Here is a 21,482-nt window from a genome sequence, read left to right on the forward strand (position 1 = left end):
CCCCATCTTGATGACCCTTCCGCAAGTTCAGGTAAACTCGATGTTATTGACTCGGACCTCGTAAAAAATCCAAATGCAAATATGTCATCATGTCTAATGAGGTGCCTCATCACAGCGAAAATTTGGTTGAATGACATATGATCTACAGGTTACAACCTTAGATTATTACCACAATGAATGCAGTAATTATCCCCCTATGACTATGGCTTTTGCAGCGGCCAAATTTATTCATGTTTTATTAAATCATCAAATAGTTCAGCATTATGGAATTCAGAGTAGACTAGTAATATATGGACATGGTAACAATCAGGACACATATTCAATATATTCCAATTAAATTCGTTAATCAGATACAAACCAGAACGCAATATTTAATTCTTATATAAATTTGATCTATAACAAATTTATCAAATAGATATTATACAGAAATGAGATTACGATTGTAACAGAAATATGCATAGTGATAATTCAAATCGAAAATTATCTGCTAAATGGTTAATGTTACTATCCTTGATACTTATCGTATCTGTTTCCATGTTTAGTTCACCCTCATTATCTAGTTTAATGTATTCTCTCCCAAGTCCCTCTTCACAATTAAGATTACAACAGGCATTTGCTCAAAATGGGGAGGACAGTAGTGAAAGTGATAGCAGTAGTGAAAGTGATAGCAGTTCTGAAAGTGATAGCAGTTCTGAAAGTGATAGCAGTTCTGAAAGTGATAGCAGTTCTGAAAGTGATAGCAGTTCTGAAAGTGATAATCCAGTCTCTACCGACGCCACAAACTCTGCACCACCACCAACCAGCTCAGACTCTACAGCCTCGGCGGCTACTGATCCATCTTTATTACCATCTCCAATAACTACAATCCCACCTACATTACAAAATCCCGCTACTCTAACCGATAACGATGACAATTCTTCGTCCTCTTCCCCGAATGATAATAATGGAGATCAAGAACTGGACTGTGACGATATATCTGATAGGGACTTCATAGTATCATCTGGAGATCCAAATGGGTTTGATGAAGACAACGATGGAATAGGTTGTGAAAGCGATGATGGAAATAGTAATGGAAATGTAACTACTCCTACTCCTGAGGAGAATGAAGAAGGACCGGATGGCGATTGCTTGTTTAATCCCGATTTACCAAAATGTGCTTCTGTTGATGGTGAATGTCCTGATGGCTTCTTTCAAAATGAGGATGAACAATGTGTTCCAGATCATCGTGACGGCTGTCCGGATGGATATCATTCAGTTGATGATGATGAAACTGGGCGTTGTATTCCAAATTCCGACGGTTGTCCAGCAGGCATGATCTTTAGACCTGACCAGAAAACCTGTGGTTACAAGGACGATATATGCAAACAAAATCCAGGTCTGGATGATTGTGTAGAAACACCTGATGAATGCGATAATAATAGAGATGACGATAGTGATGGTTTAACTGATTCTGAAGATCCAGATTGTGGGCAACAACAATGCGACCCGTCATATCCAAATAATTGCATTCCCTACCCGCCGCCTGATCTCGACTGTGACCAAGGTGGAGACCTTGAGGATGACGAGATTCCTTATCACAACTTCAAGGTAAATGGGCCTGACCCGCACGGCTTTGATGGAAATGATAATGATGGTATTGGATGTGAAACAGGTAGTGATGACGATAATGGAAATAACGGCGATTCAGATGTGATCAGAGCCTCACAAGATACTTGCGATGATATCTCGGATAGCATAGACTTATTCCCTGGCCAACTAGATTCTGAACGCGTAAAGATAATTGCATATTTTGAGGATTGCAAATTAGATCAGGCCTCATTGAAGTTAAACCTGGTTGGAGATGATGATCTCAAACTAGTGGCTACAACCTTTGAGGATGGTGAATCTGACGCCGTCGAGGTTGAATTAGAGTCTGCGGATGACGAGGGTTCTTCAGATAATTCACTATATCAAGCAAATATTTCTGGAACCCAGGAAGGATTAGATTTAGAAACCGGCGAACCTAGAACAATCGACAATGTAAACGGAATAGTATTATGGAATAATGGCGATGATCCAATACAATTTGCTGAAAATAATTCCATAGAATTTGACATTGATTTCGACTGAAGTATAATCTGATGCTCAGGCCATCTATCATCATTATCTAATCCAATTTATTCTCCTTTGGAATAAACCATTGAGCGGCCGAAACAAAATCTTCTCCAATGATTAATAATAAATTAGTTCTACAATAAGTTGAGAAACCAAAAAAACTTAATTGTTCTAGATCTGAAACTAATGATATAATGTTATCCAGATCTGAGCTTTCGTATCTACAAGGGGAAAAGAAACTGACAGGCTCCTATGAACGAAAAATCCGATGTATCATAAGAAAGAAGATTAAGATTTTGCAAAAAGAACTACCTTTTATATCAAAGCTTTTTCCAATTAATCACTTAGCGTTTAATGAAGTTTTCTAAATTCAGAATAACTATGTGTCAGATACTAAATTAAAATCGGATGCTACTGAATTTAGTAATGCCAAAGATCCGAAAACAGGAGCTACCAAATTTAGTAGCAGGGGTAAAGCAGTTGAATCTTCTGAAACTAATGAAATACATATACAAGAAAGGAATTTTAATAGCCCTTGTAGAGGTAATAATTACCATTCAAAGGTTAATGATGACGAAGCAAATGATCAACGAACAAAGTATTATATTAATAACCCCTCAAGTTTAATAAAAAACGCAGTAGGCTCCGGTGGTGTAGAGGTTATTAACCAAAGTAGCCACACAGTCCGGCTAAGCATTTCGCCCTCTCAAGGCGACGATCCCGGGTTCAAATCCCGGCCGGAGCATCCTCTGTTTGGAAAAAGAAGGCCAATTTGAGGTTCTTTTCATGATCTCTGTTTTATGAGAATCTGTATACAGTTTTTCATTTAACGTATACAGTTTTTTGTCGTAGTGTATATCGCAGCTTAAGCATGAATAACCAATCTTTTTGAATGATCCGAGACTTCCAATTCTGACATATGTAGAATTTAGGCCTCTGTTACAGATGGTACATGTGGTCATAGAACAAGAATATTTGAGGCAATTGGATTTAAAGCTTTTTTGGATGTATCCAATGGAGATAGTAATGGTGTCGTCATTTGAGAGGGCGAAATGCTTACCTGGATTGTGTGGCTTTCATTACTACTATATCACCGGAGCCTTCAATTACGTCGATATTAGTCCTTGTAGTGTCGTTTTCATTCTATTAGATCAAATGTTATTTAGTGAACTAGTCTAGTTAGTGCTTTTATGACAATGAAGAGGAAATATTGTCGTTTTGACTTGGGGAAGCCCCCTTTTTGTATGCTATTCAAACATATGATCGTGACATCTCTAATAATTAGATTTGATAGCATTTAGAATTCTTTTTGCAAAACTTCCAGCTTGTGATTAAGCAGTCTTTGATAACATGAAATATTAGTCTATAGAAGATCTAGAAGTGAGCTCCTTCACTTGTGCATTTTTATAACAAATGTATATTCCACGCAGGCTGTGATTAGAGAAAAATACCAGTGGAGGGTTGGTTTAACTGATCAAGATATCTGTTACCATATAAAAAAAGTTGGTCTAGTATTGATATTAGACTCCGGTTCCGTCGTCGCTCCCTCCGCATTTTGGACAGTTAGTTCCACCATGTCCCTGGCGCTTGCCGTCAGAACTTTCTTCACCTTGTTGTCCTTTGTTCTTTGATTCAGATATAGAATTACCGGCATAAGCTTGTTCGCTTATAGATGGCATTGCGACTAGTCCTACTGTCACAATAGCGATGACGACTACTACCGCTGACAAGTATTGCTTGTGTTGCATATTTCAAAATCACTATTGGTATAATTTAAGGTTTTAAGTTTTGAAGACAGAACAATATTTGTAGATAATTGGAAACCATCTTTAAATCCTCATAGGTTAGAAGTATGGCGGGCCGGGTTCATGGCAAAGCTTTGCTTGTAATAGTATACGCATAGTTACACTGCGTAAAGCATAAATATTTACAATTACATATTCAAGTCATATGGGTCGAAGTATTCCTTCATTTAGACATTTGATTGAAATAGAACGACTGAACTGGTCTGAATTTAAGAAAGAACTACCATCCAAGAATGAGAAAGAAGCATTTAACACCATATTTGAAAACGCCAAGTTATATACTCAATATCTGTCTAATGCCAACAGACCAATACCAATAGAGCCTATTATGATGGGTGCTTTGTTCCATAATTATAAGACACTTTTGAAGTTCTGTAAAGAGGAGGTTAATGTCACTGAAGAATCCATAAATCAGAAATTGGTTGTATTGGATAAAGAGAAACCCTTAGCAAAAACATTGTTTGACAAAACTTGCGAAAGGTGGCGCGGTCTGCTATACGCCCTTCATAAAGACGATAGAGAACAGTTACTAAAGATGGTAGCTGATTGTTGTAATAGTTTGGATAATGGGGCAATGGCTAGGATGTTAATCGACTCAGAATCATCTATTTCTGTACTTTTCTTTTTTAGTTTAGTCTTGCAGAATCAAAACCTGATGAACAGAATTAAAAAGTCCTCGGGGAAAAGTGCTATAACGGATGTTAATCTGTTAGACTTTATCGATTGACCATAATAGAAATTGTTTAAGGCTTACGAAATGATTTTCTGGATTTGTTTTTTTATTCTAAAGAATACTGTTGAAATTGATTAGCGTTGAAGAGTGCCGTTGAAATTGGGTTGGCCAAAAAAAAGAGAATTTATCAGCAATTAGTTAAACCCGCCGGTTACGGTACTGGATTGAGAGATTGCTGATGCCAAATGGTTATGATCCAACGTTCCTATTGCTGTTCCAACAGCCATTGTTATCGCTAACCCTATAGCGAATACAGCTAGCTTTGGGTGCACTAATAATACGTTTAGCAGTTTTTGCTTGAAAGACATATCTTATCCTAGAGAGAACAATATCAAACATAAAGTTTTATGACTATTGAATATGAACCCCATGACTAGTCAATACCCTCACATATCTGAGATTTTCATGGGTGAGGGGGCCGCCATTTCTTGAACTCAATAGATTCATTTTTTGATTGTGATTATAGGTCTTGCATCAAGGAATACCAAAGACGTGCCGTCGCCAAAACTTTGAGAAATTATAATACTGATTTTTTACATCCTTCAACTAACTGAATCTTTAATATATGAAACAGTTTCGTTTAGATGTCACAAAATTTTTTCAAAGCGATGGAATATTTAGCAGCGAGCAACGGAGGACGGATTCAAAAATGGTTGTTGACATTAGTGAATTTCAATAGCATCAATCTGATCCATTCGATTGTGAAAAATAGTCCGGAAAATTCTTCTTAAATATTTTCCATATTCGGAAATAGATTTCTTTGGACTCATCAAAAGAAAAAGTACACATGATAAAGCCATCCCATGCCGTCAACCCATTTTGCTCTACAAGAAACGAAGTAATATTTACACATGATTTTTCTATATCTAGGTAGTTTTTCACTTTCAACCTTTTTTCTTCTAGTTGTATGGAAAAAATGGAGTCTTCCAATTCCTTTAATTCTTTAAGATTTTCTTGTATTCGTTTGTCTTGATAGATGTCATAGAATAGGCGTGTTTTTTTTGAAAATTGTGGCTCTTCGTACGATGAATCTTTTTTTACTTCATCCTCATATCTATACAATTTTGGATCCTGGGATAAAAATACAAATGTAAAATAGTCAATGCTACCATTTAAAATTGCCCAATATTTTTTCATTTCTCTCACAGAAGTTGAAGCTTGCTTCGCTTTTTGGTACTCCAGTCTAACGTAGTTTGGGATTTTACCTATCAAGGTATCGTGGATTTGTGAATGATCAAAATTTAGAATATAATATTCTGGTCTACCTCTTTGTTTTTCCAGAATACCTGTTGCCAATTTATGCTTAAAGAGACATCCTTTTTTGACAAACAGATCAAGAATTTTTCTTAGTTCGTTTCGATGTATACTTGTTTTTTTATGAATTTGATTGTATGTAAGTGGCTTGACTGATAGTTCTCGAATTATCTTCCATTGGGTCAAAAAAGATAGAGTTTCTTGATAATTTCCTAACCCTCTATGACCCTCCAAAACTTTGATAATGTCGGATTGGTACGGGGGTTCATCGGTACGGGGGTTCAATAGTTCTCTTCTACTCATTAATTGGAATAAATATATTAAATGAATTATTCGAACAATTCTTCAAACAGCAGAACAAGATACAGCAAGACGCAAAAACAGGGCCCCTCATCAGTATCCGTAATCTTACCCAAAATCATGACTCTCGACCTAGGAATCCAAAAGGGTAGCTATGTCATGATCTCCCAAATTGGAGATGAGATCAGAATCAGAAAAATCCAAAAAAAAGTAGATGAAATGTATAACTATAACCAATTCAACAACAATCTAAGCTATAAGAATTACCACGGCTCATTCAGGAAGGATACAATTGATTACAATGTTGGAAAGGACAGACTAGAGCCGGGGGATAAGGATTCATTAACTGAATATTGCACCGACAAATTTAAACACATTCTAGAAAATGAGGACTACATACATGTATTTCAGATACCAAAAACATTTTTGAAATTTTTTGATTGTAGTTGTAAAAGTGAATTTGAAGAAAAAGTTCTCATCCCAATACTTAGGAAATTGTGTATCAAGTACGGACTAGATTTTGAGCAAGTACAAACGAAGATTTTTGAAAACGAATGTATTTCTTACGAGGAGGATTTTAATTGATATCCTCTACAAAAGATATCGACTTTTGGTTTTACACCATTGGAGTGAACATTATCCCAGCCGTCTCTACGAACAAAATACCTAAGGTGAAATGGACAGAATGGCAAGACAAACCAATTCCAGATGAAGTTTATGAAGATTGGAAGAAATCTGGAGATTTCAATGATGGCTGTGCTATAATTGCGGGGATGATCTGGCGTGGCGAATACAAAGGAAAATTTCTAACATGTATTGATATTGACAATGCCTTAGGGATTAAAGAATTCCTATCCAAATTTGGTAAAGTGGATACATTAGAAATGATTGCAGAAAAGACAATTGTGGAACAGCATCTTGATGCCAAAGATAAATCCCACATATACTTTATAGTGGAAAAACCACTCTCAAAGAAATCAGGAATTGGCGGCCCCAACAACTTTGGCAAGACAGATATACCAGCAATAGAAGTAAAGTCAGAAGGAAAGCATGGGATCATTTTTTGTTCTCCCTCGGTACACAAAAATGGTGCCCCCTATCAAATTATAGGAACCTCAACTCCAACCGTATTAAACAAAGAACACTCAGTGAATCTCGAATATTCGATTGACGAGATTTATGAAGATTTTGGTATAGCGCTACCTAGTGATAACAAAATCGCAATCGAAGAACTATTCAAACCAGATTTTGAAGTACGTGAAGGAAACAATAGACATTTAGTATTAATGAGGGTCATGGAATCACTAATCGGCAAGCTTAGAAACATTTACTCTGAAGAGATGATTAAGTGTTTAACGATAGAATGGAATGAAGAACATTGTAAGCCTCCACTTGACGATAAAGAATTTGAGAAACAATGGGATTGTGCTAAGAAATACATTTTCCAAAAAACGTCAGATGATACTAGCATATCAACTGCAGAAGATGGAGAAAAACCAACTGAAAAATCTATCGTGAATATTCCTGTTCTACTAGATTCCATTAAGAAAAGATGGATTGAAGTATTCAAAGATCAGTTTAGTCAATATCACATAACAATTAAGGTGAATAACCATATCGAATGCATTCCTCTAAACAGCAACAGATTCACAGGGATTGTTAGAAAAGAATACTTTGAAAAAGAAAGGAAAACTATAAGTGATGACAAACTAGATGCAATTCTGAAACTTTTAGAATCAGAATTGATGTTTACTGATGAGTTAAAGAAGATCGAGCTAAGCTTAAGAGTAGCAGCCAGAAAAGAAGAACCGAATGTTTTCTATTACGACCTTACAAACTCAGAGTGGGAAATTGTCAAAATATCATCCAAAGGATGGGAAGTAATCAAGAACAACAATTTACCGCTCTTTAAAAGGTATGAAGGTAATTGCAGCCCGCAAGTTACACCCTCCTCATCATTGCAAGATAACAAAAAAGGTTTTGATCAATTCTTTAAATTGTTTAATCTTCAATCTGAAAGGGACAAAATCCTTCTCACCGTATATCTTATCATTCTGTTCATTCCAGAGATACCCAAAGTTATTCTTGTTGTAAAGGGTAATGGGGGCGGGGCCAAAACAACAGCCTTTAGAATGATAAAAAACATCGCAGACCCTTGCAATGTTGATGATTTCTCTTTTAGTAAACAAATCAATGATGTGATTCAAACATTAGAACATCAGCATGTGGTATTTTTTGATAACGTATCTCACATATCAGATGAAATGTCTGATCTGATTTGTAGAGCAGTCACAGGATCGGGCTTTAGCAAGAGAGCACACTATACTAACGATGAAGACTTTTTGTACAAATTTAAAAGATGTATCGGAATCAATGGTATTAATCTGGCTACAACAAGACCTGATTTTCTAGACAGATCTTTAGTTATCAAGTTTAAAAGAATTGAAGAGAATGCAAGGAGAAAGGAAGAAGATATCAAGAATGAGTTTGAGAGATTACGACCATTCGTATTAGGATATATCTTTGATACCCTGGTAAAAGCCCTAAAGTACAAAGAGGAACACAAAGAGGAAAAGATCCTCAAGAACGGATTTCCAAGAATGGCTGATTTTGCAGAATGGGGCGAGATATTATCAAGATGTGTAGGGAATGATGAAAACGAGTTCATAGATGCCTATGAAGAAAACAGATTGGATCAAAATGATGAAGTCATTGAAGCATCGCCTGTTGCTGAATCAATACTACTTTTTATTAACGAAAGAGACAAGGGTTTCGTTTGGGAGGGAACCCCTACCAAACTACACAATGTATTGACAGATATCATTGATCAGATAAAACCAGAACTAAGAAGAAGCAATCTATGGCCCAAAGGATCGAACAAACTAACATCAAAGATTAATGAGGTTATACCCAATCTAAAGGAAAAAGGAATTGATGTCATCACAGGAGAAAGGAACAAAGAGGGAAATAGGATTATACGAATTGAAAAATTGCGAAATAGAAGAACTAACCTAGTGGAAGAGAATAAAGAATTTAATCCTAATATACACAGGAAAAGATTCTCGGATAACTTTGAATGTGACAAATGATCACTAGAAGGTGACATTCACCTAATGAAGGATCATGTATGTTTGTGACCTTATCTTTGATTCATATTCAATAGCTTTTTGACAATTGTTTTAGAACTGTCAAAGTACTGTCAAATCAGAATACTATATTTTTAGGCCTATTTTGTGCTCCTTTCGTTTCCATTAGTAATATCAATTGACAGTTTGACAGTATTGACAGTAGTTGTAGATAGACGGCCAAGTTTTGAGAGTTCATATGAATTATTAAGTCTAACCCTAAACATTGAATAGATAAAGTATCAAGGCTAACCCTCGCAATATTTTTGAACTTGTACTCCAAAATAAAAGAATGGGAGAATTCACACAGAATTTACTGAAACTTACTGAATTCCCCTTTTCATATTCATTAATTACATTACTTGCGCTTATCTTTGGTCATGGTATCAATCTTATCGAACCAAATTTAGGAGAAATCGCCCCCCTTCTAGTCCTTATGGGATTTGTCGCTACAACACTGTCAATATGCGATCCACTTGGTGCTTTACAAAGAATCTACTTAGGAAAAGAACGATTCTTAAGTGGGGGAAAATTGATAATTAAATGGAAAATCAAACCTTCTGTTCCTCCACAGTATGGTCCAATTTATGGTGAGGACGATATCATACACGGTCTTATAAGACTAAAAATATTTGGAAAGAGTATACAGTCAATCTTTTACCCAATATACCTATTCGCAATTGGGTATCCTCCTAGACTCGTAAGAGAATATGAAATAGACTGGGATATTCTTAATCAGTCAGAGATTGGTACCGATATTTTAGGGAATGAATTGCAGAAAATAGGCGCGGATGAGCTAGAAAGGATATTTAAGACATTGGAAAGTTTGAGACAACGAGCTGTCAAGTCAAAATGGATATCTGCGGAGATAGACAGAATTACAGGATTAAAATATATTTCGCAGTTGTAGTTTTTGTGTTCATCATAGCTATTGTTTTTCTTCCAGGTTTTTTAAGCATATTTGCAAAGGTTTTCATCGATACTGAATTAACTAAAATGATAATCATCATTTTTTCTATTTTGACAATCGGTGCGGTGATATTGATGATATGTTTGAGGATGGGAAAATTAAAGGATAAGGCGGTAACTGTTTTCAAATATTTAACCGCACTGGAAACCATAAGAGTCGATGGCAAGGATTTCAAGACTACTTTGGAGAATATAGGACACTATTTGGATGTAAATGATTGGATACTAGCTGGATATTGGTTGTCTCGAGTCATGAGAGAGTACAAAGAGATGTATGTTTCAGAAGCAAGAGAAGTTTAATTTTCAACCTAAACTTGCAAATTGTTCATGGACTGACTAGATCATATTGTATCGATTCGTTTTTCCACTCATTTAGAAAAGAACTGTCAAACTGTCAAACTGTCAAATCGAAGAAACATGTGGTAACAATTTAAGCACAAAAAAGGCGGAAATATAACAATTTCAAATTTGACAGTTGTTTGGACGGTTCATAAACTACTGTCAAAAAATAGATGATTAGAAGACATGAAGAGACAGCATAGATGAAGCTCCATTATTAAATTATCTGGCTTCTTGATGATTAGTAGAAATATAGGTTTAGTACTACGATTAGGGACTCCCCACCTAAAGGAGGCTGACCAGGATTAGGGTGTTAGCGGATTAGGCGAGCTGACCACCAAAGTAAGTGGAGATCCCTCAGAAACACGATTTTGTGTAGAACCGCAAGAAAGTTTAATATTGCTAAAATCAAACCCGTAAAATTCGCAATCACCGGCATCACTGACACCGGATTCGAGATTCACATTAAATGTCGCTTGAATTGAAATATCATCTCTATATTTATCACCTGACTCATCGAAAGGATTCAATATGCCTGATACATCAAGACGAAAATCATTTCCAGGTGGATTCCAGCCATTTTCTCCATCTTGTAACGTTATCACTATTTGATTGATCTGTCCCGGACGTCCTGGTGGTCCCTCGGGGCCTGGTTCACCTTGAGGTCCTTGTGGTCCCATTGGACCCAATGCACCCTGTGGACCTTGTTCTCCTCTTTCTCCCTTCGGACCAGCAGATCCAATATCACCTTTAACACCCTGTAGACCTTGAGGGCCAGTTTCTCCTTGTGGACCCATAGCACCGGTATCGCCTTTGTCTCCCTTGTCCCCTTTAGGTCCTTTAATTATATCAATCCCGGGAATAGAACCAATATCAATACCTCTAAATGTCTGTGCTAGCACAGATTGAATTTGTATAACGTACACAATTCCTAATAACAACACGAATGATATCAGAATAGTTGTAATGAATTTCAGAGACAGATTAAACAGTCAGAATATATTTGAATTTGAAAAGAATTCTAATAAATTGTGCACTAGTTAAATCATAAGTAGATTTTGTCATCCGATACTGAAGATGTGGCTATTTACGATTAATGAGATGCATTTCAATGATATCAAATTTAAGCTATAAAGAAAATTTGATCCTAATTCCTAGTGGATTTGCTCGTGCCGTCGCCAAAATTTTTTGAAATTTGATAATGGTAATTTATACCAATTTTCTTAACGAAAAATTCCTAAATATTCTATAAAAGCTAAATATTAGATTAATGTTACGGTATGATGTAATAGAATGATGTTGAAGATTATTGGGTTAATAGCGGTGGTCGCAATCGTAATGATGGTAGTAGTGGTTGGGGCGGCTGAAGGCTTGGGCCCCCAACTGAATATCATTATGGCACAACAAACATCAAACCAAGACTGGAAGACATATTATAATCCCGAATACAAATTCTCAGTAGATTATCCAAACTTTAATGGTAAAACCAATGTAACTGATACCACTAACAATCCTAGTTTTGAGTTTAAAAAAACATTCTATTCGCCTAAATATGTGGGTTTTGTAGTGGCGGCAACTAAATCAACACCTCAAATAGACCCACAAGAAGCACTGGTAGTAGCCCTTCAAAACAAACCTCCCCATCACCTTTTACTACACGGAGGGGTATTTTCAGTAATTCAAGATGAGGTACCGGGATATGCTTATTCTGTATTAGTAAATGGAACTGCAAACATGATGACTACACTGAGCTTCAAACATAATGGAAATACATACTATTTCATAATCAGTGGTCTTGACAGAGATATGCAAACAAAAGGGATTAAGAAAGTTGTAGACTCTATAAAGTTTTTTGATTAGATTTTTGTATAAAAATCCTTAGCTTTGTTTCTTCTTCAACAGACTAGGTGGAGGTGATCCAAAGTTCCAGTTGTCTGAGTTAGGTTTGAATATTTGTTGTTGCTTCTGTTGATGTGTTTGTTTCTCAGCCATATGTTTAAGCTTGTACATCTTTCTCAAGTTATTCTTGTCTTCTACGTAAATCTCACGCTTCCCAGTTTCAGGGTCTTCAATATCCCTTGGCTTCATACCAAAATCAATATGATCCATGAATATTTCTATGGCTCTGAAACGCTGTTCTCTAACATACCACAAGCATTCTTCGTTTAGTCTGAATGGTTTTTTGAGTTTTATAGTATTGGGGTCCTGAAGATCATTAAGTTATAACCATTGGACAAATCAATGAAATAGCATATACTAGCTTCTTACACCTTGAAACATTAAGAACACTTAATGGTTTTAATGGCATTTATAACCATTTATAGGGTTTCAAAATTTGCCTTTAAGGGGTATTTTTCTTACAATACTTTTCCATCTTGTTTCTACTGCACACTCAAGTATCCAATATTCTGAGTCTACTAATCATTGGCGGCCACTAAACATTCGTCCAAGATCTATAGAGGTATTGAATGTTCGAGGTCATCGGAAAAATCGTTAATGATGAACAGAATTATAGCCAATTGAAATTGACAAAAAGTGATAGTCAAATTAACTATGATATTTTTAGCATCCAAAAGAATCTGCATATCATGAAAGATTTCAAGGATATGACTCTCGAAGAAAAAGAGGAAATACTTGAACAGATAAGAAATTTTCCTGAGCATAAAAAAGAGGACGGCGGTGACTCTTTCGATCTATTCAATCAATCATTTAGTGAAATCTCAAAGACCTGGTCTGATTCGTTAAAAGAGTTTGAGGCTCTTTACCCAGACTATCTGAAAGATGAGAATACCAATCCCCTCGAAAAATATGAATCTAGGTGGACCGCAAAGATTAGAAAAAAACTTTTTTAAATGCTCACTGCTCACATTTGAATAGTACGGCTTTATCTGACGAGACTACAATGCCCTATTTGTTATTCTAAGGTACTTTTACTACATCTACTTAACTACTACAATCGTTCTTGTCTAATGATACCAAACCACATCTATTATCATTAAATACTATCTTATACATACAAATTTGCAAACTCGTCCATCAAAGACAAGTTTCAGATAACTCCTAGAATGGGGAAGAGAGATAGGACATCTTTTTCTACCACCCTTTCTAGATGTCTTCATAATTCTGTTCTTAGCCTCATTAAGAGAATGTTTCATTCTATTGGGACAATCAGGTTTGAAGAGCAAAGCACTTTTGTTAACCTGTTTAATCAATAAAATACAAATGACGCAAATATAGAGTCCTTGCTCAGATCTTTTGGAAAAAGGGGGGCAACCCCCTCCAAATTAAACACAACAGAATCAGAACAATGGACTAGATATACTAACCCTCAATTAGGATTTCAAACAGATTATTCAGAAAAAGATTACCTTACATATTGCGGGGGACCGTTCTACGATTTAGGTCTTGTTGAGCCCAGATCTATATATATTAGTTCGAGAACAAACATAAAGTTTTCTAGCTGACAAAGATAGTGAATCAGTAAGGTAGTGGTATTTCAGGTTGTAACGTGTCGTGGTGATTTAGACCCGTCGAGATAAATGGTATCAAAGTTATTGCTTTGATTGTTTACACTTTTGTCCTGAGTCACTCTCGCAGAATTCCTTTGCTAACTGGTTTATGTTATCTCCAGTACCTTCCTTAAGATTTTTACACCCTCCAGTTTCTTTTGTACATGCTATAGTTCTGTCGCCACTTCCATCCTCACTCACATACCTTTTAGACTTCAAGTCACGGTCTGCAAATACTTTTTGGCTTAAGCCCGGTATTGCCACCAGTCCCACCGCTACACTGGCTATTACAACTACTGCTGTTATCATAAGTTGTTTCTTGTTTTCCATATTCCGAACACATTGTCAGCATAATATATAAGATATTGAGTTTTGAATATATAATACAACATTTGTCAATACTCGATAACAAATCTGAAACTTTCACTTGTTAGGTTATATGGAGCGGCCGCACCTCAAACTCAATGTTGATATTTCTGTCATGAACATTTAGATGTTAAATAGCAATATCAAAGATAAGCCGTCGCCAAAACTTTTATGATAATTAGAAAAAGCATTAATCCCTTTTTTTGTATGAAAAAATTTCTTGATTCTGAGAATAGTCTCTGTAAGCTAAATAGTAGGGTTATCTAACAGAAGTATGTTGCTCTATAAGCTCCTTGGTTTGGTAATGACGGTTGTTATGGTTGTGGGGGTAGCGACTCACCAAAACATATGCTCAAAACTGGAAAACATTTTACAATCCTGAATACAAATTTTCATTTGATTATCCTAATATTCAAACTACAATTACTAATCAGGGAAATATATCAGAATTCTATAAACTGTTCGAAACTCCAACAATCACCTTAAACTTCTCATTGAGTTTTAATGCTTTTATGGGTTTAAAGAGGATAGGATCTCGACTATTTACGGCTTTCAAACACTTTTCGAGGAAAGATATCAAGCAATCGGCTCACAAACTTACTCAAATTTTATTCCAAAAGATCCAAGACGTTTTGAAAACAATATAAAATTGAAAATACTATAAAAAGTATTGAATATTTTTACAATTTTATAAAAATTAGCAAATCCTCGCTAAACTGTGATTGAAAGATTAGACTCGGTATCTTAATAGATTTGTCTAAACAATGGTCTTAAAAAAAGTAGTATAGACTTTCCTACTTACCGTTAGTTGTTTCACAGTCTATACCAAAGTCTGGAGCGACTTGTTTACATAATTGTTGATTGTAAACACCGATTTGTGCTGTCTCTCTATGTGTATTAGGACTAGAATAAGGACCATCACATCCATACTCACCATAGCAATTCTCATAGCTTGTTGAAGGATTTTTTCCTTGTGTGGAACAATTTTCTGAAGTATAACCATCACCATAGTCAAAAGATGTACATTTCTTTGCGTATGCCGGTGCGTTTGACAGACTCATCATGCTAGTTGTTGTTACAGATACTACTAGTATTGCACTAATGGCAATAATTGCCAATAATATGTTTTTCATTGAATGATCATAAAAAATATTCGTTAAAAATGTTTTTTCGAAAGAATTTGTAAAAGTTTAATAGGATAATTTTAGCTAATTATATTTTGTCCAAGTATTAGATTATAGCTAAAAAGGGGAAAAGAATATAATGAATCAAAAAACCCAAATAGCAAATGTCAAAAACCGGGTCTTTGAAGTCCTGAGACTTCATGTAGGAGTCAATATGATTCACGAACATTTCAATAGCCCTAAAGTGTTCTCGCCTCACATAACACTAGTATTCATCGTATAATCTAAAGGGACTTCTTTAGTTTTACAGGTTGGGGGCCCGGGGTCATGAGGGTAGTACCATTAGATAACCCCCTGGATAGAATAAATTAGATTCCAACACCTTGAAACATTAAGAACACTTGATGGTTTATAATGGTATTTAAAGCCATTTACAGGGTTTAGAAGTTGAGGGATAAACAGAGGAGAATTTGTAATATTATATCAATATGACATCAAGTATGAATCACTCTGATTTTCTCCATTCATCTATATTCTTTTGATTCTCTGCCATGATTTGTCCAACGGTTTGTTGTTTAAGTATTTTTTTGGTTTGATTGGGGCGACTGATTACGGGTAATCCTGACGATTCTACAAGTCCATAGACCTCATTCATTCGTTCATAGCCACTATAAAAGTTGGTCATATAATGTTAGGTACACTTAATCGTCTTAAAAGATAGTGGAGAGTCCTTTTACATTGTTGGCGCCCCACCTCTTTTGTAAAAAAAATTCATGGCATTTCTCAAATTAGATCGACCGCTAAGGGGGTAAATTTCTTACAGCACGGCATAGATATCGACATACTAGCTGTAAGAAAAAACACCCCCCTAGCAATTCATCTCCTAAGCAAGTCTGTTAGACAATGGCCGGCCGGCCACTAAACACTGACCCAAGATGCATAGCGATATTCACTGTTTGACATTCTCGAAATAAGCAGTAGCTGTTGAACCTGATGATAGCTGAATGGAATTGACAAAAGGCTAAGGTCAAGTTAACTACAATATTTTTAGGTTTAGATAGAATCAGTACATCAAGAAAGATTTCAAGGATATGACTCTCCAAGGAAAAGAGGAATTACTTAAACAGATAACAAATCTTCCAGATAAATCAAAGGATCCAATATTATAATTAGCACGACAATATCAGCTATTCTTTCTGATTTAGTAGAATACTTTTTTAGTTAAGGTATCTAAAAACAGTAAATCCTTGGAAATTCCTATATACTCGAATTCAAAAAAAATTGGGTGTAGTTTACCTTCCGTTACTGGTGCTACAATCAATGCCTTGCTTTTGAAGTACCTGCTTACAATATTGTTGGTTATCTACCGCGTATTGTGCTGCATTTTTATGGGTAGTAGGATTAGAATCAGAGTAGCATCCAAAGTCATCATAACAAATTTCACTCTCTACGGATGGAGTTTTACCTTGGTTAGAACATACTTCTTGGCTGGCATATTCATAATCAACTGTAGTACATTTTTTGGCGAAAGCCGATTCATTTAGTGAAGTTCCCATGGACATTACAGAGAGGGTTAATAGTGATGTTATGGCAATTATTGCCAATAATTTGTGTATCATTGAAACATCAAGGACTATTACACATAAAAAAGTTGTTTTGAAAAAATCTGCAAAAACTTTAGAGTAAAATAGAATAGTTTTTTGTCCTACATAAATATTAGCCAAGTCGTCACTCAAAAGATTAGACTTATTCGAAATATCCATAATGTGATCATCTCATATTGAATGAATTATGATGAAATCATTAACTTCATTTATCCTCATCTTACCGCCCTAAAATATTTCACAAGAAAAATGACAAAGTGTTCCCCTTTTTTGCCTGGAAGATTATGAAACCTGGGATAATACTACGTTGAGTAGATCGCTCGACTGATACCAATGTCTTAACTCAGATAAATATCTTTAATCTAGAGACCAGCAAGATCTTAGATTAATAATGACGTCCTATTACATATAATACTGTATCCTACAGTTCCGAATCGGCCAGGTATTTCTAATTGTAATTGAAGGTATGTCTAGGTGAATGGCACCCGATGACAAAGGGAATAACAGCAAAGGATTAAAAAATAGCGTCATTCGAGTAAGTGTCAATTAACAATCAAATCATGCAAGCTAGTTAACTTTTCTCTGATCTGATCAAATTTAGACATGTCTGGTCGGTAGTAGTGTCTTACAAATATCGAATTAGCTATTCTACCTTGTAACAGATCTATCAACTCTGTCTCTACTCCTTCATTCCTTAAGAAGGTAGCAAAGATCTTTCTACAATAGGACATGTAAAATTTTTGATGGTTTCGTTCAAAAGTTAATCTAATTTTGTCATAATTCAAAACTTCATCTCCATGTTCTTTGACAAGATTCAATATATCCTCATTCATAATCGAGATAAATGCCTTTTTGGTTCTTCTCAAAAATATGGACGGAAATCGAAAATGTTCTAAAACTTTTCTGTCCTTAGAGAGATATTCTTTCTGTGGTTCCCTAATTAGAAGTAAATTGAATGATTCCAAAGTTTCGGCCGGCCGCAAACCTGTCAAAACCCCAAATTTTATGATATTTGAGAATCGCGGATATTTTTCAATTGACTTTTTAACCCAGTCGGCCATACTACTGAATTCGTTGTCTAGATTCGTCAAGTTCTGAAAACTCGTGAGCGAGTCTCTGCTTACGGTCCATTTCAACTGATACCTATTCTTGTAATCTTGCCACCTATCGTAACAACCCAAATATTTCGACAACAATGCCAATGATTTCATTATATGCTTCTTCTTGTCATTAGAAAACTCCATTATCTCTGAGAAATCTCCTGTTACCAACAAATGATCATACCTTCTTGCGTATGCCATCCTAGTTTTCATTGTCACACGGTTCAGACCAATTGATTCCATGTATTGCAAGAATTTATCATAATCTATATGTTTTTCGTCGTTAGAGTTACTATAATCGTTAATTTGTCCTCTCAAGGCGACGATCCCGGGTTCAAATCCCGGCCGGAGCATCCTCTGTTTGAATTCTTTTAATAATCAGGACTGTCTATGCTACAAATTATCAAATAAGGGTCATAAAAATGAAAGAATCGAGTTCTTAGATAACAACAATACTCGTAAATCAGAAAATCATAATCAAATCTTACCATATTCAGTAAGGTCAGCCAGGGACGATTTTTGGAATGATTTTAAGACCTATCTAATCAATGAAAGGCATAGTCAATCTAGCATTAGAGATAAGATCAGCTATGCTAGACGATTTTACCATATACTTGAAAGTAATGATGCTTCTTTGATAACAAAACTATCGCTCGATGTTAAATCTCACGTAATGAAAGTTGTGAACCCGCTTGGAGAAGCTAATTGGTTCATCTGTTCCCGAGTAGAATGCTAAAATTTGAAAATCTTTAACTCCACTCATGACTCCGCTTTCTATTATCCTACAAAAATCGAACACTCAGATAATGTGTTTTTTATTCGATAAAATCATAATTCTGCCAGTTAAAGAACTTTTAAGGTGTACTTTCAGTCTTCTCGTACAACAACATTCTCTGTTTTAATACTTTGTAAATCTCTGTGACTTGCATATATTTTCCAATACTTTTTTCATTCAACTCGGCAACTAACCATCGGAGCTTATAGACAAATTTGTAGCCTATTTCCACACGCTCTGAATCAGATATTAAAAGATAAAAGAATTACAACCCCTTTTGAGATTTTTCATGGATTTGAACTTTCAAATCAATATCATACCGATGTCAAAAATAATTAAACCGTTTCATAGAATATGAATCATATTATCTACTTGAAATGAAATATGTATCTCGAGATTCCAAAACAGGTTTTGTGAAATTTAGTTGTAGAGTTGGTAATTACTTAAATTGGACTTATTGGTCATTCAACTACATTCTCCATAAACATTTATATTCTGATAATTGTTTCTATTGATAGTATTAGATGATGTGTACCAAATGCAGAACGGACTATGATGTAGAGAAATCATTTTATGATAAGAAATTACATCGTTTTGTTTGTCCTACTTGTAAGGCATAAATTCTCTGCAGAAAATAATCTAGCCTATTAATAAATAATTGCTGTTGGATATTGCATACATCATTATCCGGGGACAATTTATACTATTACTATTACGGAGTAATAGAGCACAATCTTGAAGGGACAATGACTTTTATCGACACCTGAGAATCAACCTCCGAATATACATATTAAGAAAAATTGATTTAACTTATCACTTTTTATATGATGAAAGGTTCCAAAAGATTGATTGCACTTTTGACACCTAAATTTTAGATTTAGTAGGACTAGGACCCAAATCCTTAGAGCTTTTTTGTTGCGGTTTGCAGATTAGCTGTTAGAAAAAGATTCTGCATGAGAGATTTGATTCTTTCCATGCAGAAGTAGACCCTATCGAACAATAATAGGTCACCAAAAAATGAACCTTTGTCTAATTTGTTATTCAAAATAGAATATCATCTAAACAAGTGGTAAGCGTGCAACAATGTAATGGACAATTGGAATTGACAAAAAGTGTTGGTCAAATTAACCATGATACTATTAGCATTAAAAAGAATATGGACAGCATGAAAGATTTCGAGGATATGACTCTCGAAGAAAGGGAGGAAATTCTTGAACAGTTAAGAAATCTTCCAGATGAATCAAATGATCCAATAGATATCTTTACACACTCTTTCAATGAACTTTCTCAAAACTGGTCTAATGCTTTAAAAGAATTTGATACAATTTACTCAGACTGCAAAATAGAAAGTCATGTTAACCATACTGAGGAAAGAGATGAGAGTAGTTGGCGGGCGAAAATCTGCAGCCGCTTCTACTAATCAGGTTTAGAGTTTGCAAACATCACTAAATATTATGCCAGATTACAACATTGATTGGAATTATTCTCACTAATTACCGAGGCTTTCGAAGCATTGGAAAGATGGGAGGAAATTCTTTTACTTTAATGGTACCAAGCAATTCAAAGCCGTGTCGTTTGTAGAAGGGAACATTTCTTGGATTCGATGATTCGAGATATGCCAATGAATTATCTTTATCACATACGGTTAGTGCATGTTTCATGAGTAAGGAACCTAGACCTTTACCATGGTGATGAGGGTCCACTCCTAGAAGTGGTAAGTACCAGTGGGGTTCATTTGGATGATATCCACCCATTTTCTCAAACACTTCTGGGACGACACTTTGAGATTCTTCGGATGTAGTTTCTTGGAGTAGTGCAAGTATGGTATCAACATCAGGATCAACATTTGGAGGTAACCAAAGGGCTGCACCATAATAATTTCCAATATAGTGGGCAGACTTGTGTTCAAATGCTTTTCCTCCAAAGGCCTGGGCAAATTTGGAAAATTGTAAAAGGTATTTCTGTGAATCTGGCCATACCCAACGTGTGGCAGGATCAGCTACAAAGGCCAATTTTAACGCATCAATGACAGCTTTTTGCTCGAATTCGGTAGCCGTTTTGACATCTGGTATTGTCATTAAATTCCCTCATAATATATCAAGTCATGACATTTTAAGATTTCATGCAAATGTTAAAATTTGAGATAGTCAACACGTCGTGGATCTCGTATTGATGAATCAAATTGAAAAAATTTGATTTGAAAGATTTAGTATTTTTTGGAATAGTTACTAAGGGTAAATTTTCTTAAAGAATAATCAGAACCAGGTTTATTGCCTCAAAGAATCCTATCGATTTTCTTCTCAAAGTGGGATAGAAAGGACCCAGGACTTGCTAGTGATGGTAAGGCTGATAGCTTACGCGTTGTGGAGCAAATACTTTGGTTAT

At 35.5% G+C, this 21,482-nt stretch carries 21 protein-coding genes and 1 tRNA gene; 11 read left to right on the top strand and 11 right to left on the bottom strand.

Annotation, left to right across the window (positions count from 1 at the left end; all coding sequences use genetic code 11):
* The first annotated feature begins 453 nt into the window (after positions 1-453).
* Both AAGU22_RS09205 and AAGU22_RS09210 read left to right on the top strand, forming a co-directional pair.
* Positions 454-2,109 carry a hypothetical protein gene (locus AAGU22_RS09205; RefSeq protein ID WP_458718821.1) on the top strand — a complete coding sequence of 552 codons (1,656 nt, stop codon included), beginning with the start codon at positions 454-456 and terminating at the stop codon, positions 2,107-2,109.
* 627 nt (positions 2,110-2,736) lie between these two features.
* Positions 2,737-2,839: transfer RNA gene (locus AAGU22_RS09210), tRNA-Glu, on the top strand.
* A gap of 775 nt (positions 2,840-3,614) precedes the next feature.
* Here the strand turns inward: AAGU22_RS09210 and AAGU22_RS09215 are convergent.
* Entirely contained in the window at positions 3,615-3,842 is a 228-nt protein-coding gene (locus tag AAGU22_RS09215) for a hypothetical protein (RefSeq protein ID WP_458718822.1), read from the bottom strand.
* A gap of 202 nt (positions 3,843-4,044) precedes the next feature.
* Here AAGU22_RS09215 and AAGU22_RS09220 point away from each other — a divergent pair, with 202 nt between their 5' ends.
* On the top strand, positions 4,045-4,626 hold the full coding sequence (locus AAGU22_RS09220; protein WP_458718823.1) for a hypothetical protein: 582 nt from the start codon (positions 4,045-4,047) through the stop codon (positions 4,624-4,626).
* Between the two features lie 140 nt (positions 4,627-4,766).
* On the opposite strand, the gene AAGU22_RS09225 is transcribed toward AAGU22_RS09220, so the two are convergent.
* The gene (locus AAGU22_RS09225) at positions 4,767-4,940 is read right to left on the bottom strand and encodes a hypothetical protein (RefSeq protein ID WP_458718824.1); all 174 of its coding nucleotides are present in this window, start codon (positions 4,938-4,940) and stop codon (positions 4,767-4,769) included.
* Positions 4,941-5,313: 373 nt separating this feature from the next.
* A complete protein-coding gene (locus AAGU22_RS09230) occupies positions 5,314-6,189 on the bottom strand; it encodes a hypothetical protein (protein ID WP_458718825.1) in 876 nt (291 codons plus the stop codon).
* Between the two features lie 21 nt (positions 6,190-6,210).
* Between AAGU22_RS09230 and AAGU22_RS09235 the strand changes: the two genes are divergently transcribed.
* From AAGU22_RS09235 to AAGU22_RS09250, 4 genes are all read left to right on the top strand, one after another.
* On the top strand, positions 6,211-6,771 hold the full coding sequence (locus tag AAGU22_RS09235) for an AbrB/MazE/SpoVT family DNA-binding domain-containing protein (RefSeq protein ID WP_458718826.1): 561 nt from the start codon (positions 6,211-6,213) through the stop codon (positions 6,769-6,771).
* Positions 6,768-9,275 carry a bifunctional DNA primase/polymerase gene (locus tag AAGU22_RS09240; protein ID WP_458718827.1) on the top strand — a complete coding sequence of 836 codons (2,508 nt, stop codon included), beginning with the start codon at positions 6,768-6,770 and terminating at the stop codon, positions 9,273-9,275. Before AAGU22_RS09235 ends, AAGU22_RS09240 begins: the two co-directional genes overlap by 4 nt.
* Before the next feature lie 328 nt (positions 9,276-9,603).
* Positions 9,604-10,221 (top strand): hypothetical protein, encoded by a 618-nt coding sequence (locus AAGU22_RS09245; RefSeq protein WP_458718828.1) that lies wholly within the window; start codon positions 9,604-9,606, stop codon positions 10,219-10,221.
* A gap of 5 nt (positions 10,222-10,226) precedes the next feature.
* On the top strand, positions 10,227-10,580 hold the full coding sequence (locus AAGU22_RS09250; protein ID WP_458718829.1) for a hypothetical protein: 354 nt from the start codon (positions 10,227-10,229) through the stop codon (positions 10,578-10,580).
* A gap of 344 nt (positions 10,581-10,924) precedes the next feature.
* On the opposite strand, the gene AAGU22_RS09255 is transcribed toward AAGU22_RS09250, so the two are convergent.
* Positions 10,925-11,545 (bottom strand): hypothetical protein, encoded by a 621-nt coding sequence (locus tag AAGU22_RS09255; RefSeq protein WP_458718830.1) that lies wholly within the window; start codon positions 11,543-11,545, stop codon positions 10,925-10,927.
* Between the two features lie 367 nt (positions 11,546-11,912).
* On the opposite strand from AAGU22_RS09255, the gene AAGU22_RS09260 reads away from it, so the two are divergent.
* Positions 11,913-12,479 (top strand): hypothetical protein, encoded by a 567-nt coding sequence (locus AAGU22_RS09260; RefSeq protein WP_458718831.1) that lies wholly within the window; start codon positions 11,913-11,915, stop codon positions 12,477-12,479.
* A gap of 18 nt (positions 12,480-12,497) precedes the next feature.
* On the opposite strand, the gene AAGU22_RS09265 is transcribed toward AAGU22_RS09260, so the two are convergent.
* Entirely contained in the window at positions 12,498-12,728 is a 231-nt protein-coding gene (locus AAGU22_RS09265) for a hypothetical protein (RefSeq protein ID WP_458718832.1), read from the bottom strand.
* 359 nt (positions 12,729-13,087) lie between these two features.
* Here AAGU22_RS09265 and AAGU22_RS09270 point away from each other — a divergent pair, with 359 nt between their 5' ends.
* Entirely contained in the window at positions 13,088-13,471 is a 384-nt protein-coding gene (locus tag AAGU22_RS09270; protein ID WP_458718833.1) for a hypothetical protein, read from the top strand.
* A gap of 699 nt (positions 13,472-14,170) precedes the next feature.
* Here the strand turns inward: AAGU22_RS09270 and AAGU22_RS09275 are convergent.
* The 5 genes from AAGU22_RS09275 to AAGU22_RS09295 form a co-directional block, all read right to left on the bottom strand.
* Positions 14,171-14,458: a hypothetical protein gene (locus tag AAGU22_RS09275; protein WP_458718834.1), complete on the bottom strand. Its 288-nt coding sequence runs from the start codon at positions 14,456-14,458 to the stop codon at positions 14,171-14,173.
* Between the two features lie 830 nt (positions 14,459-15,288).
* Positions 15,289-15,627, bottom strand: coding sequence for a hypothetical protein (locus tag AAGU22_RS09280; protein ID WP_458718835.1), 339 nt, complete (start codon positions 15,625-15,627; stop codon positions 15,289-15,291).
* 496 nt (positions 15,628-16,123) lie between these two features.
* Entirely contained in the window at positions 16,124-16,303 is a 180-nt protein-coding gene (locus tag AAGU22_RS09285; RefSeq protein WP_458718836.1) for a hypothetical protein, read from the bottom strand.
* Between the two features lie 607 nt (positions 16,304-16,910).
* A complete protein-coding gene (locus tag AAGU22_RS09290) occupies positions 16,911-17,381 on the bottom strand; it encodes a hypothetical protein (protein WP_458718837.1) in 471 nt (156 codons plus the stop codon).
* Between the two features lie 383 nt (positions 17,382-17,764).
* A complete protein-coding gene (locus tag AAGU22_RS09295; RefSeq protein WP_458718838.1) occupies positions 17,765-18,640 on the bottom strand; it encodes an integrase in 876 nt (291 codons plus the stop codon).
* Positions 18,641-18,683: 43 nt separating this feature from the next.
* Between AAGU22_RS09295 and AAGU22_RS09300 the strand changes: the two genes are divergently transcribed.
* Together AAGU22_RS09300 and AAGU22_RS09305 are read left to right on the top strand one after the other, a co-directional pair.
* Entirely contained in the window at positions 18,684-19,058 is a 375-nt protein-coding gene (locus AAGU22_RS09300) for a hypothetical protein (RefSeq protein ID WP_458718839.1), read from the top strand.
* Positions 19,059-20,172: 1,114 nt separating this feature from the next.
* Positions 20,173-20,517 (top strand): hypothetical protein, encoded by a 345-nt coding sequence (locus tag AAGU22_RS09305; RefSeq protein WP_458718840.1) that lies wholly within the window; start codon positions 20,173-20,175, stop codon positions 20,515-20,517.
* 73 nt (positions 20,518-20,590) lie between these two features.
* Here the strand turns inward: AAGU22_RS09305 and AAGU22_RS09310 are convergent, their stop codons facing one another.
* On the bottom strand, positions 20,591-21,175 hold the full coding sequence (locus tag AAGU22_RS09310; RefSeq protein ID WP_458718841.1) for a GNAT family N-acetyltransferase: 585 nt from the start codon (positions 21,173-21,175) through the stop codon (positions 20,591-20,593).
* Between the last annotated feature and the right edge of the window lie 307 nt (positions 21,176-21,482).

Source organism: Candidatus Nitrosocosmicus sp. R, assembly GCF_054408505.1.

Bases quoted from the DNA above. Each gene is read 5' to 3' on its own strand.
- AAGU22_RS09205 (WP_458718821.1), top strand. From the start codon at position 454: ATGCATAGTGATAATTCAAATCGAAAATTATCTGCTAAATGGTTAATG.
- AAGU22_RS09215 (WP_458718822.1), bottom strand. From the start codon at position 3,842: ATGCAACACAAGCAATACTTGTCAGCGGTAGTAGTCGTCATCGCTATT.
- AAGU22_RS09220 (WP_458718823.1), top strand. From the start codon at position 4,045: ATGGGTCGAAGTATTCCTTCATTTAGACATTTGATTGAAATAGAACGA.
- AAGU22_RS09225 (WP_458718824.1), bottom strand. From the start codon at position 4,940: ATGTCTTTCAAGCAAAAACTGCTAAACGTATTATTAGTGCACCCAAAG.
- AAGU22_RS09230 (WP_458718825.1), bottom strand. From the start codon at position 6,189: ATGAGTAGAAGAGAACTATTGAACCCCCGTACCGATGAACCCCCGTAC.
- AAGU22_RS09235 (WP_458718826.1), top strand. From the start codon at position 6,211: ATGAATTATTCGAACAATTCTTCAAACAGCAGAACAAGATACAGCAAG.
- AAGU22_RS09245 (WP_458718828.1), top strand. From the start codon at position 9,604: ATGGGAGAATTCACACAGAATTTACTGAAACTTACTGAATTCCCCTTT.
- AAGU22_RS09260 (WP_458718831.1), top strand. From the start codon at position 11,913: ATGATGTTGAAGATTATTGGGTTAATAGCGGTGGTCGCAATCGTAATG.
- AAGU22_RS09265 (WP_458718832.1), bottom strand. From the start codon at position 12,728: ATGGATCATATTGATTTTGGTATGAAGCCAAGGGATATTGAAGACCCT.
- AAGU22_RS09270 (WP_458718833.1), top strand. From the start codon at position 13,088: ATGTTCGAGGTCATCGGAAAAATCGTTAATGATGAACAGAATTATAGC.
- AAGU22_RS09275 (WP_458718834.1), bottom strand. From the start codon at position 14,458: ATGGAAAACAAGAAACAACTTATGATAACAGCAGTAGTTGTAATAGCC.
- AAGU22_RS09280 (WP_458718835.1), bottom strand. From the start codon at position 15,627: ATGAAAAACATATTATTGGCAATTATTGCCATTAGTGCAATACTAGTA.
- AAGU22_RS09285 (WP_458718836.1), bottom strand. From the start codon at position 16,303: ATGACCAACTTTTATAGTGGCTATGAACGAATGAATGAGGTCTATGGA.
- AAGU22_RS09290 (WP_458718837.1), bottom strand. From the start codon at position 17,381: ATGGATATTTCGAATAAGTCTAATCTTTTGAGTGACGACTTGGCTAAT.
- AAGU22_RS09310 (WP_458718841.1), bottom strand. From the start codon at position 21,175: ATGACAATACCAGATGTCAAAACGGCTACCGAATTCGAGCAAAAAGCT.